This window comes from Nonomuraea candida (assembly GCF_000725485.1).
Classification (GTDB): domain Bacteria; phylum Actinomycetota; class Actinomycetes; order Streptosporangiales; family Streptosporangiaceae; genus Nonomuraea; species Nonomuraea candida.
On sequence record NZ_JOAG01000012.1, the window covers coordinates 72,832 to 87,871 of the forward strand.

The 15,040-nt window shown below is 72.3% G+C and carries 14 protein-coding genes; 4 read left to right on the forward strand and 10 right to left on the reverse strand.

All coding sequences use genetic code 11. From position 1 onward, the window contains the following. Positions 1-128: 128 nt before the first annotated feature. A complete protein-coding gene (locus IO39_RS12310) occupies positions 129-776 on the forward strand; it encodes a DUF305 domain-containing protein (RefSeq protein WP_043620650.1) in 648 nt (215 codons plus the stop codon). 102 nt (positions 777-878) lie between these two features. Here the strand turns inward: IO39_RS12310 and IO39_RS12315 are convergent, their stop codons facing one another. Both IO39_RS12315 and ahcY read right to left on the reverse strand, forming a co-directional pair. Further along, entirely contained in the window at positions 879-2,114 is a 1,236-nt protein-coding gene (locus IO39_RS12315) for an adenosylhomocysteinase (RefSeq protein WP_043621285.1), read from the reverse strand. 220 nt (positions 2,115-2,334) lie between these two features. Then, entirely contained in the window at positions 2,335-3,762 is a 1,428-nt protein-coding gene (gene ahcY, locus IO39_RS12320; protein ID WP_043620654.1) for an adenosylhomocysteinase, read from the reverse strand. Positions 3,763-3,865: 103 nt separating this feature from the next. Here ahcY and IO39_RS12325 point away from each other — a divergent pair, with 103 nt between their 5' ends. After that, positions 3,866-4,198, forward strand: coding sequence for a MerR family DNA-binding transcriptional regulator (locus tag IO39_RS12325; protein ID WP_043620657.1), 333 nt, complete (start codon positions 3,866-3,868; stop codon positions 4,196-4,198). A 77-nt stretch (positions 4,199-4,275) separates the two neighbouring features. Here the strand turns inward: IO39_RS12325 and IO39_RS12330 are convergent, their stop codons facing one another. The 5 genes from IO39_RS12330 to IO39_RS12345 are packed head-to-tail and all read right to left on the reverse strand — an operon-like array spanning position 4,276 to position 8,286. Next, positions 4,276-5,208, reverse strand: a complete 933-nt coding sequence (locus IO39_RS12330; protein WP_043620660.1) for a cation diffusion facilitator family transporter — start codon at positions 5,206-5,208, stop codon at positions 4,276-4,278. 48 nt (positions 5,209-5,256) lie between these two features. Next, on the reverse strand, positions 5,257-6,363 hold the full coding sequence (locus IO39_RS12335) for an SIS domain-containing protein (protein WP_043620663.1): 1,107 nt from the start codon (positions 6,361-6,363) through the stop codon (positions 5,257-5,259). After that, entirely contained in the window at positions 6,360-6,527 is a 168-nt protein-coding gene (locus IO39_RS52510) for a Trm112 family protein (protein WP_084772731.1), read from the reverse strand. Before IO39_RS52510 ends, IO39_RS12335 begins: the two co-directional genes overlap by 4 nt. After that, entirely contained in the window at positions 6,524-7,873 is a 1,350-nt protein-coding gene (locus IO39_RS12340; protein WP_043620666.1) for a phosphomannomutase/phosphoglucomutase, read from the reverse strand. The genes IO39_RS52510 and IO39_RS12340 overlap by 4 nt, the downstream gene beginning before the upstream one ends. A 44-nt stretch (positions 7,874-7,917) precedes the next feature. After that, entirely contained in the window at positions 7,918-8,286 is a 369-nt protein-coding gene (locus IO39_RS12345; protein ID WP_043620669.1) for a DUF3499 domain-containing protein, read from the reverse strand. A gap of 480 nt (positions 8,287-8,766) precedes the next feature. Here IO39_RS12345 and IO39_RS12350 point away from each other — a divergent pair, with 480 nt between their 5' ends. Beyond that, positions 8,767-9,126: a metallopeptidase family protein gene (locus IO39_RS12350; protein WP_211266996.1), complete on the forward strand. Its 360-nt coding sequence runs from the start codon at positions 8,767-8,769 to the stop codon at positions 9,124-9,126. Positions 9,127-9,260: 134 nt separating this feature from the next. Beyond that, complete coding sequence (locus tag IO39_RS12355; protein ID WP_043620674.1) at positions 9,261-9,605, forward strand: hypothetical protein; 345 nt, start codon at positions 9,261-9,263, stop codon at positions 9,603-9,605. Here the strand turns inward: IO39_RS12355 and IO39_RS12360 are convergent. The 3 genes from IO39_RS12360 to IO39_RS12370 form a co-directional block, all read right to left on the reverse strand. Then, positions 9,602-10,069 carry a hypothetical protein gene (locus IO39_RS12360; protein ID WP_043620676.1) on the reverse strand — a complete coding sequence of 156 codons (468 nt, stop codon included), beginning with the start codon at positions 10,067-10,069 and terminating at the stop codon, positions 9,602-9,604. The two genes, IO39_RS12355 and IO39_RS12360, sit on opposite strands and share 4 nt — an antisense overlap. Positions 10,070-10,221: 152 nt before the next feature. After that, positions 10,222-11,982, reverse strand: a complete 1,761-nt coding sequence (locus IO39_RS58860) for a DUF5719 family protein (RefSeq protein WP_084772735.1) — start codon at positions 11,980-11,982, stop codon at positions 10,222-10,224. Then, entirely contained in the window at positions 11,979-14,927 is a 2,949-nt protein-coding gene (locus IO39_RS12370; RefSeq protein ID WP_043620678.1) for a glycosyltransferase family 2 protein, read from the reverse strand. Before IO39_RS12370 ends, IO39_RS58860 begins: the two co-directional genes overlap by 4 nt. Positions 14,928-15,040 lie beyond the last annotated feature (113 nt).

Genomic DNA, 15,040 nt, shown 5'->3' on the forward strand with positions numbered 1-15,040 from the left:
TCTTCACCTTTCTTGGCCTGGCAGGCCAGCGTCCAACGTGTCAGATTTTGTTGCGGTTCGACCTCTTTCAATTGGTAGAAATTTCCCTTAGAGTGCGCAATCTGGAGCAAAGTCAGTCAGGAGGCTGAGTGCGCGCTGCACTCTTCGTCGTCGTGGGCCTGGTCGCGGGTCTGCTCGCCGCCCTCTCCGGCTGCACCTCCAGCACCACGCCGCAGGCTCCCCGGGCCGACTCGACGGCGCCCGTGCTCGCGCCGGGCCGGCCGGGTGAGCAGGCCAGGACGCTGTCACCGGCCGAGGCGGCCACCGCCGTCCCCTCGCCCACCGCCAACGCGGCGGACATCACGTACGTACGGGACATGATCCTGCATCACCGGCAGGCCGTGGACATGGCGCTGCTCGCCCCGGCCCGGGCCGATTCCGCCAAGCTCAAGGGCCTGGCGGACCGGATCCACGACGTCCAGGGCCCGGAGATCCAGTACATGACCACCTGGCTGCGGGAGCAGGAGCAGGACGTGCCCGGCCATCACGCCCGGCACGAGGGCATGCCCGGGATGGCGACGCCGGCGCAGATGGAGGCGCTGCGGGCGGCCAAGGGCAAGGAGTTCGACCGGCTGTTCCTGGAGCTGATGATCAACCACCATCTCGGCGCGATCAAGATGTCGGAGCGGGTGCTGACCGGCGGGTCGCACATCAAGATCGAGGAGCTGGCCACCGACGTCAGCGTGGAGCAGTCGGCCGAGATCCGCCGCATGCAGGAGATCCGGGCCACCCTCTGAAGCGGGCCAGGAGATCCGGGCCACCCCCTGAACCGGTCAGGAGATCCGGGCCACCCTCTGAGCCGGGCCACCCTCTGAGCCGGGTCACCCTTTGAGCCGGGGTCAGGAGCCCACGCGCCAGGAGTGCAGGTAGTCCTCCTGCTCGGCGGTGAGCACGTCGATGCTCATCCCGGCCGCGGCCAGCTTGAGCCGGGCCACCTCGTGGTCGATCTCCCCGGGCACGTCGTAGACGCCGGGGGCCAGGCTCGCGCGCTCGCCGGCCAGCCACGCCACGGCCAGGGCCTGCGCGGAGAACGACATGTCCATGACGGCCGCCGGATGCCCCTCGGCGGCGGTGAGGTTGACCAGGCGGCCCTCGGCGAGCAGCAGCAGCCGCCGGCCGTCCGGCAGGACGTACTCGTCGGTGTTGGGGCGCACCCCCCGGTGGACCTCGTGGGCCAGCTCGTCCAGCGCCCGCACGTCGATCTCCACGTCGAAGTGGCCGGCGTTGGCCAGGATCGCGCCGTCCTTCATCACCGACAGGTGCTCGGCCCTGATCACGTCGCGGTTGCCCGTCACCGTGACGAACAGGTCGCCGATCAGCGCCGCCTGCGCCATCGGGCGCACCTCGTAGCCCTGGAGGGTGGCGTCGAGCGCCTTCACGGCGTCGATCTCGGTGACGATCACCCGGGCGCCGAACCCCTTGGCCCGCTCGGCCACCCCCCGCCCGCAGAACCCGAACCCGGCCACGACCACCGTGCGTCCGGCCAGCATGGTGTTGGTGGCCCGCATGATGCCGTCGAGGGTGGACTGGCCGGTGCCGTAGCGGTTGTCGAACATGCGCTTGGTACGGGTGTCGTTCACCGCCACCACCGGGAAGCGCAACGCCTCCTCGGCCGCCATCTGGCGCAGCCGGATGATCCCGGTCGTGGTCTCCTCGCAGCCGCCGCTGACCCCGTCGAGCAGGTCGGTGCGCTCGGTGTGCAGGATGTTCACCAGGTCGCAGCCGTCGTCGAGCACGAGGTCGGGGCCCACGTCGAGGGCCTGGTGGATGTGCCCGTAGTAGGTCGCCCGATCGACCCCGGCGCGGGCGTGCACCGCGATGTCGTAGGAGCGCAGCGCCTCGGCCACGTCGTCCTGGGTGGACAGCGGGTTGGAGGCGGCCAGCGCGATCTCGGCGCCGCCCGCCTTGAGCGCTCCCATGAGCACGGCCGTCTCGGCGGTGACGTGCAGGCAGGCCGCGATCCTCAGCCCGTCGAGCGGCCGCTCCAGCGCGAACCGCTCACCGATCGCCGTGAGCACCGGCATCGAGCGGGCGGCCCAGGAGATCTGCCGCTCGCCGCTTTCCCTGAGGTCCATGGCCAACCTTAAAGCGAAGGAGACGGCCAGGATGACGCTCGTCACGGCGCCCGGCCCGTGAGCCTTCACGACCGGCCATGACGGACGGAGGCGACGTCGGCGCGTGCGGGTCACCCGGCCTGCCGTACCGGATGGAACTGCCGTTCAAGAAGAAAGGCGCAGGCTCCGGGAGGCGGGCGACCGCCTCCCGGAGCCTGCCGCGACCCTGCTCGGAAGAGGATCAGTAGCGGTAGTGGTCGGACTTGTACGGGCCCTCGACGTGCACGCCGATGTAGGCGGCCTGCTCCTTCGTCAGCTCCGTGAGCTTGACGCCCAGGGCGTCGAGGTGCAGGCGGGCGACCTTCTCGTCGAGGTGCTTGGGCAGCGTGTAGACGCCGATCGGGTATTCGGCGGTCTTGGTGAACAGCTCGATCTGCGCGATCACCTGGTTGGTGAACGAGTTGGACATGACGAAGCTGGGGTGGCCGGTCGCGCAGCCCAGGTTCATCAGGCGGCCCTCGGCCAGCACGATGATCGAGTGCCCGTCGGGGAAGACCCACTCGTCGACCTGGGGCTTGATGTTGTTCTTGACGATGCCCTCGATGCGGCCCAGGCCGGCCATGTCGATCTCGTTGTCGAAGTGGCCGATGTTGGACACGATCGCCTGGTGCTTCATCTTCGCCATGTGCTCGGCGGTGATGATGTTGAAGTTGCCGGTGCAGGTGACGAAGATGTCGGCGATGCCCACGACCTCGTCGAGCGTGGTGACCTGGAAGCCGTCCATGGCCGCCTGCAGCGCGCAGATCGGGTCGATCTCGGTGACGATGACGCGGGCGCCCTGGCCGCGCAGCGCGTCGGCGCAGCCCTTGCCGACGTCGCCGTAGCCGCAGACCACGGCCACCTTGCCGCCGATCAGCACGTCGGTGGCGCGGTTGAGGCCGTCGATGACGGAGTGGCGGCAGCCGTACTTGTTGTCGAACTTCGACTTGGTGACCGAGTCGTTGACGTTGATCGCCGGGAAGAGGAGCTGGCCGTTCTTGTGCATCTCGTAGAGGCGGTGCACGCCGGTCGTGGTCTCCTCGGTGACGCCCTTGATGCTCTCGGCGATCCGGGTCCACTTCTTGTCGGCGCCGACCGTGCGGGTGAGCAGGTCGATGATGACGTGCCACTCCTCCGGGTCGTCGGCGGTGGCCGGGGGCACGGCGCCGGCCTTCTCGTACTCGGCGCCCTTGTGCACGAGGAGGGTGGCGTCGCCGCCGTCGTCGAGGATCATGTTGGGGGCGTCGCCGTCAGGCCAGGTGAGCGCCTGCTCGGTGCACCACCAGTATTCCTCCAGCGTCTCGCCCTTCCACGCGAACACCGGCACGCCCTGCGGGTCGTCCACGGTGCCGTTGGGACCGACGACCACCGCGGCGGCGGCGTGGTCCTGGGTGGAGAAGATGTTGCAGCTCACCCAGCGCACCTCGGCGCCGAGGGCGACCAGCGTCTCGATGAGGACGGCCGTCTGGATCGTCATGTGCAGGGAGCCCATGATCTTCGCGCCCCGCAGGGGCTGGGAGGCCGCGTATTCCTTGCGAACCGCCATGAGGCCGGGCATCTCGTGCTCGGCGAGCCGGATCTCCTTGCGGCCGAAGTCGGCAAGTGAAAGGTCTGCGACCTTGAAGTCCATCGGGGTTCCCCTCGCGTCACGGGTGGTTGTCGCGGACGAGTCTAGGCGGCGCTCGTACGAGGGCGCATCTCGCAAACAGCGAAATTGACGTAAGAATGTAAGGATGCGCATCACGGAAGCGGCCAGGCGGCTCGGCATGTCCCCACGAATGCTCCGATACCGGGAGGCCCTCGGCCTGCTGCCGCCCGTACGCGAGCAGGGGGCGCACCGGCGCTTCGGCCCGGAGGAGCTGGCCGCCGTGGCGCAGGGGGTGGAGCTGGAGAAACGCTTCGACGTCTCGCCGGCGGAGCTGGCGTTCGCGCTGCGGGTGCTGAGCGAGCCGACGGTGGCGGCGGCCGTGCGCGACCTGGGGGTGCGGATCGGCCGCATCCAGGTGCCGCGCCGGGCCCTCGACTTCGAGAAGGAGAAGGCCCTGCGCCTCCTGCGCCACCGCTGACGCTTCGGTCCTGCGCGGAAAGCCCTGGTGGAACCCCGCGGCCCCGCACGGGACCCGTGCGGGGCGCGGATCGCCGGTCAGCCGGAGGCGGAGGCGCTGCGCTGCCGGTCGAGGTCGGGCTCCAGGTAGATCACGCGGGCGATCGGCACGGCCTCGCGGATGCGCTGCTCCGCCTCGTCGATGCCGCGCGCCACCTCGGCCGCCGTGTCGTCGTGCTCGACCGCGATCTTCGCCGCCACCAGCAGCTCCTCGGGCCCCAGGTGCAGCGTGCGCATGTGGATGACCCGCGACACCTCGGGCGCGTTCTCCAGCGCGACCCGGATCTGCTCCTCCACCTCGGGCGAGGCGCCCTCGCCGACCAGCAGCGACTTGGTCTCGACGGCCAGCACGATCGCGATCACGGCCAGCAGCACGCCGATCATGATGGTGCCGACGCCGTCCCAGATGCCGTTGCCGGTGATGACCGCCATCGTCACGCCGAACAGCGCGAAGATCAGGCCCAGCAGCGCGCCCAGGTCCTCCAGCAGGATGACGGGCAGCTCGGGCGACTTGGAGCGGCGGATGAAGGCGACCCACGACTGCTTGCCGCGTACGGCGTTGGACTCCCTGATCGCGGTGCGGAACGAGAACGCCTCGGCGATGATCGCGAAGATCAGCACCCCGAACGCCCAGATCGGCGCCTCCACCCTGTGCGGGTCGGAGAGCTTGTGCACGCCCTCGTAGAGCGAGAACGCCGCGCCGATCGTGAACAGCACCACGGCCACCACGAACGCGTAGAAGTAGCGCTCGCGGCCGTAGCCGAACGGGTGCTCCTTGGTCCTGGCCCTGGCCGCCCGCTTGCCGCCCACCAGCAGCAGCACCTGGTTGCCCGAGTCGGCGACCGAGTGGATGCCCTCCGCCAGCATCGAGGACGACCCGGTGAAGAAAGCGGCCACGAACTTGGCCACGGCAATGGCCAAGTTCGCGGTCAATGCCGCAATGATCGCTTTTGTTCCACCGCTCGCACTCACCGGCGTTCTCCAGACATAAAGATCATGTAAAAAGGCTCGGAAGGGATCCTATGGGGAAATCCTCGCCTTTACCTCAGCGATCGCCGACGCCGAGCTCGGATCGATGCCGTATCCCAGCGCCAGATAGGTGCTGGCGTAGTCGGCGAGCCCGATGAGCCAGGCCATCCGCTCCAGCGGATGCGTGCCCTCGGCGGTGAGCTCGGTCACCGGCACGTCGCGCTCGCGCGCCAGCCGCAGCGACGCCTCGCGCCGCCGCGTCACCTGGGGGTGCTCCTCGACGTCACGCAGCATGACGAGGCGCAGCGACCGCGCCGCCGTGTCGGCGAAGATGTCGCGCTCGGCCAGCGGCCCGTCGAACACCGCCACCTGGTGGTGGTCGGCCTCGGGCAGCTCACCGAATATGGCGGGATATTTCGCGTTCGCGCCGAGCTGGCAGACCAGCCGGTACGCCGCCACCGAGGCGACCGGCGACGATCCCCAGATCATCGGCACGCTCTCGGCCAGGTCCATCGCCAGCGACTTGCCGGGGTTGATGAACGACTCGCTGGAGGGCCGGCACCGGTGCGCCATGTCCTCCAGCGACCCGGCCACCCGCTCGAACAGGTCGGCGTCGGCCTGCACCAGCCGCAGCTCCGCCGCCGCCACGATCAGGGGCACGCTCAGCAGCCACAGGCCGGCCCTGGACTGCCCGCTCACCGGCACCGGCACGTAGACGGCCGACGCCTGCGTGGCGATGGCCTCCAGCGGGGAGCCGGCCGGGCCCACCCCGAGCAGCGTGCAGCCGCGCCGCACCGCCTGCGTGGCGAGCGACAGCGTCTCCTCGGTGGTGCCGGAGCCGGAGACGGTGACGACCAGGTCGGCGGCGCCCACCCAGCCGGGGAGCTGGTAGGAGCGCAGGGTCACGATCGGCAGCGGCGCGCCCTTGCCGACGACCGCCGCCAGCAGGTCACCGGCCAGGCCGGAGCCGCCCATGCCGGCGACCACGATGGCGCGCGGGCGGCCGAACCCGGCCAGCCGGTCGACGCGCGCCTCCACGGCGCTGCGGTAGCCGGTGCGGATGTGCGCCGCGGAGGCGGCGACGGCCGGAAGCATGCCGCCAGGATCGGCCTCGCCGAGGTGACGCTGGTCGTCGAGCCGCTCCGGCTCCCAGGTCACGGCTTCCTGGCCTCGTCGACGAGCAGGACCGGAATGTCGTCCCTGACCGGGTAGATCAGCCCGCATCCCGTGCAGACCAGCTCCTCGGCCTCGTGCTCGGCCCGCAGCGGAGCCTTGCACGCGGGACAGGCCAGGATCTCAAGCAGCCAGTCGTCGATCTTCACTCTGACACCTTTCCCACAATGGCGAGGACCTCGTCCCTGATCGCCGTCATCTTGCTCTCGTCGGCCGCCTCGGCGTTCAGCCGCAGCAGCGGCTCGGTGTTGGAGGGCCGCAGGTTGAACCACCAGCCGGACCCGCTCACGGTCAGCCCGTCGAGCTCGTCGAACTCCCCGCGCCCGGCGAACGCTTCCCGGACCCGCCGCAGCGCCTCCGCCTGGTCGGACACCGTGCTGTTGACCTCGCCGGAGGCGTGGTAGCGCGAGTAGGCCGCGACGACCTGCGACAACGCCCGGTCCTGCTCACCCAGCGCGGCCAGCACGTGCAGCGCGGCCAGCATCCCCGAGTCGGCGAACCAGAAGTCCCTGAAGTAGTAGTGGGCCGAGTGCTCGCCCCCGAACACGGCCCCCGACCTGGCCATCTCGGCCTTGATGAACGAGTGGCCGACCCGCGTGCGCACCGGCACGCCGCCGTGCTCGCGCACGATCTCCGGCACGCCGAGCGACGTGATCAGATTGTGAATGATCGTCGAGCCCGGATATTTCGCCAGCTCGCGCACCGCGACCAGCGCCGTGATCGCCGACGGCGAGACCGACCGGCCCCGCTCGTCGATCACCCAGCACCGGTCGGCGTCGCCGTCGAAGGCCAGCCCGAGGTCGGCGCCGCTGTCGACGACGGCCCGCTGCAGGTCGAGGAGGTTCTGTGGCTCCAGCGGGTTGGCCTCGTGGTTGGGGAAGCTGCCGTCGAGCTCGAAGTAGAGCGGCACGAGATCGATCGGCAGGCCCTCGAACACCGCGGGGACGGTGTGCCCGCCCATGCCGTTGCCGGCGTCGACGACCACCTTCAGCCGCCGGGCGCCGCTCAGGTCGACCAGCCGGCGCAGGTGGCCGGCGTAGCCCGTGAGCAGGTCTTTCTCGATCAGCGACCCGCTCGGCGTGGCGGTCACCCCGACCAGCTCGGCCGCCCTGTCGCGGATCTCCGTCAGCCCCGTGTCACCGCCGATCGGCACGGCGCCGGCGCGGCACATCTTCATGCCGTTGTAGCGGGCGGGGTTGTGGCTGGCGGTGAACATCACGCCGGGCAGCCCGAGGCTGCCGCTGGCGTAGTAGAGCAGGTCGGTCGAGCCCAGACCGGCGTGCACGACGTCGGCACGGCGCGAACGGGCGCCCCTGATGAACGCCTCGGCCAGCGGCGGCGAGGACTCGCGCATGTCGTGCGCGACCACGACCGACTCGGCCCCTGTCACCTCGACGAAGGCCGCCCCCACGGCCTCGGCGGTCGGCTCGTCCAGCTCGTCGGGCACCACCCCGCGAACGTCGTACGCTTTGAAGATCTTGGCGAGGTCGCCCACTCTCCAGCTCCGCCCCTAGGTCGTTTCCGCCTTACACCAGGAGCCTACCGGTCGCGATGCTGCTGAGCCGATCTCAGAACACGCAGGTGCCCGCGACGGCCGACCTCGACGCCCTGCCCGACCGGCTCACCGCCGCCGGGCGACGTGGGCCGCGCCGCCTCCCTGACCGCGTTGGCCAGCGCCTCGAGATCGTCGGAACTGGGCGAGGCGCCGTCCGTCGGCAGCCGCACCACCTCCCAGCCGCGGGGAGCGGTCAGCCTCTCGGCGTGTTCGGCGCACAGGTCATAACAGTGTGGCTCCGCGTACGTCGCCAGGGGGCCGAGAACAGCGGTCGAGTCGGCGTATACGTACGTGAGCGTGAAGACGGCAGGCTGGCTGCAGGCGGTGCGGGAACAGCGGCGGACGGGGCTCACGGAGGGACCGTATCTGGTAAGAGTGCGAGGCGCCACTACCTGAGCGCTCTTAACGAGCGTGTCGCCACAATTCGGACACCTGTCGCAGGCTTTCCACCCACATGCCCCGAAGCCTCCTCCCCTTCCCCGGCACTTCCCTCCCCGGCTTCCCCGCCGCCTGACCAGCTCAATCCTCCCCCACCCCATGAACCTCCCATCCCCTCCCCACCGTTCTCCCTCCTCCGCCCCCCTCCCGCTCCCCCCGGAAGCACCCCTTCCACCGCGAACCCGCCCACCACCGCCCCGCGCGCCAGGACACCCGCCGGGGAGGAAGCCCGGGGAAGCCGGCGCAGAAGCCCAAGAGCCGGCCGGGGCGTCGCCTCTCAAGGATGGCGGGACCGGCCCCGTACACTTGCTGACGTGACACAGAAGCGCGGTCCCCGACGGCGCGATCGCCACGGTCGCGGCCTCCGCGGCCCGCTCGCCCCCTCCCACGTCCCCATGGCCAAGTCCCGCAGCGAACGCTTCGACGACCTGGTGCTCGACGCGGTCGACCGGCTCAGGCCGCGCTGGGAGAAACAGCTCTCGGCGGTGGAGTTCGCGGTGGAGGACGTGCCTCCGCTGAGCGAGCTGGGCGACGGCCCCCGCCTCAACTCCGACCCGATCCCCTTCGGCCGCGCGGACGCCGCGACCGGCCAGTCCCCCGCGTCCGTCGTCGTCTACCGCCGCCCGCTGGAGGCCCGTGCCAGAGACAGGGACACGCTGGGCGCGATGGTCCACGACACGGTGGTGGAGCAGGTGGCCACCCTCCTGGGCCTGGCCCCCGAGACGGTCGACCCGGGCTACGACGACCGCCGCTGATCACGTCACGTACGGCGGCGAGCCCGCCTGGCCCGGGTTCGCATCCGGGAGGCTCCCGGCGCATCCGCATTCCGGCGTCGCCGGGGGCGGGCGAAGCGGCGGTGAGGGCGGCCACGTTCTGCGATGCTGTGGGCATGTTCCGTCACAGGCGTGGACGCAAGGGTGGCGACGGGCCGCGCTTCTCCTACAAGCCGAGCCGTCGCCGGTGGTGGTGGCAGAAGCCCGAGCCCTTCGACGAGGAGGAGTTCCTGTCGGAGCGGCGCGAGGAGCAGTTGTGGCGGGTCGCCTGGTGGCAGCAGGGGTGGGGCGTGTGGCCCGGCGACGCCGACCCTCTCACCACCCCACCCGTCTACACCACCGCGAACATCCCCATCGGTGACTCGCAGACCGCCATGTGCTGGGCGGCCGGGGTCGTGCCGCCGAACCCGCTCAACCACCTTCGCTGCTCATACCGGGGAGATCCGGCCGCACCGTTCTAGGTGACCGGCTCGGGGCGCTCGCAGTCCACGCGGGCACTGCTCGTCTCCTCCGTCACCTTGAAGGCCTCCCCGTTGACGAACTGGCCGCCTATGGAGGCTTTCGCGCGATAGAGCCCGTCTCGGCAGACGGGGGCCAGCAGCACGTAGGAATGGCCGAGGCCCGGCGGATCGAAGTAGGAGTCGTGCGCTACTTCATACCAGTCCGCGAAGAAGCCATCCTTGTGCTCGATCGAGATCCTCGCCATGAAGTGGGCGATGACCTTGCGGTCACACGTGACGTGAAGGGTGGCCCTGACCTTCGGGGCCGCGATGGCGAACCGCACGGCCACCGGCGGCCTCCAGGAGTTCTGGCAGCCGTGCTCGCCTTCGGGGTGACTGGAGCCGACGCCCACGGGGGCGCATCCCGCCGGAGCGGCGGCCAAGCTCGCAGCCGTCACCAACGTGACGGCCCATGTGATCGACATACGGACCTTCCTGCCGGGGTTGATCGACGCCCGACAGGCTAATGTGTTCGAACGCATAAGGTGTTCGACTATTCACAATGTGTCATCTTGTGGCCCGTGAGCTGGGCTTGTGATAGGCGGAGTCGCGTCCGGGGAGGGCGGCGAGCGGGGCTTCAGGGGAGGACGACGCGGGGGCTGTCCGTCAGGGGCGGGAGGAGGGTCCAGGTGCGGGCCGGGGAGAGGGGCTGGGTGGTCAGCAGGACGCCCGAGCTCGACCGTTCCGCCACCAGGCGGCCTCCGTACACCTCCCCCGACACCGGCGTGACCACCACCGCGAAGTCGCCCTTCGCCCTGAGTTTCACCACCCGCGTGCGACCGGCGGGGATCTCCACGTCGAACGGCTCCTGAGCCGTTCCCTTCCCCGGCATCACCTGCACCCGCACCTTGCCGGGCCGGTCGCCGAGCGCCGTCAGGAGGAGCTGGGAGCCGGTGGCGTTGCGGGCCACGGCGCTGCCCAGCTCCAGGGACGGGGTGCCGGCCGTGAAGGCGACGTCCGGGCGGGTGCCGGTGCCGGTCGAGACGAGGCCGGCCACGATCGGGGCGGGCGAGGTGAGGACGAGGGCGGCGGCGGAGCCGGCCACGCCGGTGGTGACGTCGAGGGCGACCACGCTGCCGGCGGGCACGTCCAGCGTCTCCCGGCCCTTCATCGCGTACTCGGCCTCCTCGCTCACCGCCTTGATCTGCACGACGGCGTCCGTCTCGCCGGGGGCCGCGATCAGGAGCCTGCGCACGCCGCCGCCTCCGGGGATGCCGGGCACGACCATGCGCGTCGCCGGCAGTGCGGCCGGCGGGAGCCAGTCCACGCCGCCGGTCTCCAGGGTCGTCCTGGCGGCCACGGCGACGCGGCCGAAGGCGGTGGTGACGCTGAGGGCCATCACGTCGGCGGACGGGGCCAGCGTCTTGAGGTCGATCTCCCTGTGCTCCCCCGGCGCGATCTCCAGGCCGATGCCGGCGTCGCCGGAGACCCGGCCCTCGGCCGCGTACACCTGGACGTCCACCAGCGCCGCCGCCTTGTCGGCGTTCGTGAGGTGCAGGCGCACCTCGGCGTTGGCCGGCCCCGGGCCCACCAGCCAGGTCTCGGCGGCGGGCTCCGTGCAGCGGACCCCGGCCAGGCCGCGGCCCGCGCCCCTGGTGACGCGGGTGAGGTAGCCGGCCTCCAGGCCGCCGGGGCCGGTGGTGACGTACGGCTTGCCGTCCTCCATGGTCTCGCTGTTCAGCGAGCCCGGCAGGTACACGTTGACCTGCTCGCCCTTCGTCCCCGGGCAGACCGCGGTGACCGACTCCACGGCGACCTTCATAGGGGTGGCCGGCGGGGGCGGGGCAGGGGTGGGTCTGGTGACGTACGCGATGGCGTACGTGACGAGCAGGGACACGACGACCAGCGACAGCAGCCCGAACCGGTGCTCCAGGAACGTCCCGGCCCGGCCCCCGCCCCGATGCCGCCGCCCGCGCTCCCCGGCGGCCCCGCTCCCGCCCGGAGGCCGGCCCGGCGTCCCGGGATCGTCCGCGCCCGTCCCGAACGGCGGCTGACCCGGCGTCCCCGAGCCGGCCACGCCCGATTCGAACAGCGACCGGCCTCGCGCTGCCGGGCTGCCCGTGCCCGGACCGGGCGACGGCGCACCGCCGAAGGCCGGGCCGGTGGGAGGCGCGGCGTCGAAGGCCGGGCCCGTGGGAGGCGCACCGCCGAAGGCCGGGCCCGTGGAAGGCGCACCGCCGAAGGCCGGGCCCGTGGAAGGCGCGGCGTCGAAGGCGGGACCCGCCGAAGGTTCGGGGGCGAGGGCGGTGGGGGACTGGTCGACGGAGGTGGGGGGCGGCGGGGTGGGGTCGGTCGCGCCGCGGGTCTTGCGGCGGCTGCCCGCTCTCGGCTTCCTCATCGCGAGCCCGCCAGTGCCATCGCGGGCGCCTCCGCGCTCTCCTGCCGGCGCCGGCCAGGCGCCGCCATCAGCGCCGCCACCAGCACCAGCGCGCCCTGGACGCACAACCACGGCGTGTGCAGGACGCTCACCGGCTGGGCCGGCACGCGGGTGACCGGCTCGGCCAGCCGCCACAGGCCGCCCGCCTCCGACAGGCTCATGCGTTCCAGCGACGGCTGGGAGTCGAGCGTCCTGGCCAGTTCGGGGGTGACCGGCGGCGCCACGGCCACCAGCCCGATGCCCTGCTGGGCCAGCGTGGCGGCGTCTCCGCCGCGACCGCCGATGAGGCCCTGCGCCGCCCCGCCGATCCGGGCGCGCGCCTCGGATCCGGTGGGCAGCTCCGCCTCGCCGAGCAGCGGCGTACGCCCGTGCAGCACGGTGAACGCCGACCCTTCGATGACCAGCGTCCGCTCCCCCTGGGTGGAGTGGGCGGCGGCGAGCGCGGGCAGCACGTCGGGGGCGTTGCCGACGAGCGGCCCGCGTACGCCGTCGACGATCCAGAATCCGGCGGCCAGCAGCGGCGTGCTGAACGCCACCGCCGCCACGGCGGTCGCTCCCAGCCGCCGCAGCCCGCCCCCGGCGCGCAGTTCGGCCAGGCGGTGGGCGGTCAGGCCGACGAGGACCACCAGCCCGGTCCCGGCGACGGCGAGCGGCACGCCGGGCCAGGCGGGCGCGCCTGCGACGGTGATGCGGCTGACCAGGACGGCCGCCAGCATGCCGTACAGGGCGACGCCCCAGCCGACGGCGACGATCAGGCGCTGGCGGCGCATGAGCAGCGCGGCCAGCGCGGCGGCCAGCAGGCCCGCCGTCACCCAGAACGGCGGCAGCCCCGGCCCTCCCGGGCTGAGGGCGACCAGCGACTCGGGGGCGAGGGACGGGTCCACCAGGGCCGGGTCGTGCAGCCCGGCCTCCAGGAGCAGCCGGCCCGGGTCCGTCACCAGCCCGGCCGACCAGGGCAGCAGGAGCACCGGCGGCAGGGCGAGCGCGATGAGCACGGACACGCCGTGCGGGCCGCCCAGACCACGCAGAGCGCTGAGCCCGCGCAGCCCGCCAGGACCGCGCGAGCCGCGCCGTCCGGGCGGGCCGTCCTGGCCGGCGCCGCTGTCCGTGCCGACGAGGGAGCCGATGGCCGTGCTGTCGCCGGCGACAGCGTTCGCGACCGTGCGGGTGACGGCGAGCGCGCCCAGCACCGCCGGCACCGCGACCAGCAGGTACGTCAGCGGCACGAACGCCGTCCCCACCGCCAGCATCAGCCCCAGCCCCCACGCGGCCCGCCGGGCCCGGCGCGGGTCGGGAGACAGCAGGATGACCCCGAGCAGCCAGGCGTACACCGGGACCAGCACGAAGACGACGGCCGTCCCCAGCCGCCCGCCCGAGACGGCCCCGGTCGCGACGGGCAGCAGCGCGTACGTCCCCGCCGCCCACGCCCGGGCGGGCACCGAGGGGATGAGGTGCCGCGTGGCCAGGTAGGCGGTCGCGCCCGCCAGCGGCACCGACCCCAGCAGCAGCACCGACACCGCCACCCACGTCTTGCCGAACGCGAGCGTGGACAGCGCGGCGACCACGGCCACGTACGGGGGCGCCGGGGCGGTCGAGCCGAGCCCGACGTCGTGGAAGCCCTCGACGTAGAACGCCCACAGGTCGCCCGCGTCGCCGGTCACCGGCACCAGCGCGCCCCCGCCGAGCCGTTCGCCGCCGAGGACCGAGCGCTCGGCGACCAGGGAGACGACGGTCAGCGCGAACATGAGGATGACGCCGGGGCGGCCGAGGAAGCGCTGGAAGGCGCCGGTGTCGGACGGCGGGGCGGCGTCCTCGCCCTCGGAGGCGGCGCCCGAGTGGTGGTGCCGGCCGGCCGCGTCGACCGGGCCCTGGCCGGCGAGGAAGCTCTGCACCATGTCGGTGACCCGCCGGTAGGCGGCGCGCCGGGGGGTCATGAGCCGTTTGATCCGGTTGTAGCCGTTCTTGCGGCCGTGATGGCGGGCCCGCCGGGCGCGCATCAGCCGGAAGGGGTGCGCCAGGATCGAGGCCATGGCCACGACCTCGTCCAGCGCGTTGGCGGGCTGTTTGCTGACGATGAACAGCAGCGTGCGGAAGGCCGAGCCGGTCACGTTCCGCAGCAGGGCCCAGAGCATGGCGCGGAACGGCAGGTTCGCCATGACCACGAAGATCGCGTTGCGCCGGTCGAGGCGGCGCGGATGGTCGCCGCTGACCGCGATGCGCCGCCGCCGGCGGGCCGCCGCCTCGGCGTGCCAGGCCACGGCGGAGGTCACGGCCAGCACCTTGTGCCCGGCGTTGCGCACCCGCCAGCACAGGTCGAGGTCGTCGCGGAACAGCGGGAAGAACGGGTCGAGCCCGCCGGCCTGCTCCCACACGTCGCGCCTGATCAGCATCCCGGCGGTGGACACCGACAGCACCTCGCGGGTGCCGTCGTGCTGCCCCTGGTCGAACTCGCGCGGCTCCAGCCCCGTGTCCCTGCGCCCGGTGCGGCCCACGGTCACGCCGATCTCCAGCAGCCGCCTGCGGTCGAGCCAGTCGAGCAGCTTGGGCCCGAGCACGGCGGCCTTGGGGTCCTCCTCGGCCGCGCGCAGCAGCGCCTCCAGCGCGCGCCGGTCGGGGGCGCAGTCGTCGTGGAGCAGCCAGATCCATTCGTCACGCCCGGCCGGCGGCAGCTTCGCGAGCGCCTCGGCGACCGACTCGCCGAAGCCGGTGGAGCGGGGCAGGGAGAACACGTTGCCGGGGCCGAGCGCCTGGGCCAGCAGGTCGGCCGAGCCGTCCCTGCTGCCGTTGTCGACGCCCGCGACCCGGTCCGGCCTGCGGCTCTGGCTGACCAGCGCGCGCAGCGTCTCCCCGAGCCAGCGCGCACCGTCGTGGGCGACGACGATCGCGGTGACGTGGGGTCGGGACATGGGCGGGTGGCTCCTGGGGGTCGTCGGCCCGGGCGATGATCAGGCGGCCCCACGATACATGCGCAAGCCGTTCAGAAGATGCGAAAAGGGTCACACGGCTGACCGCGTGACCC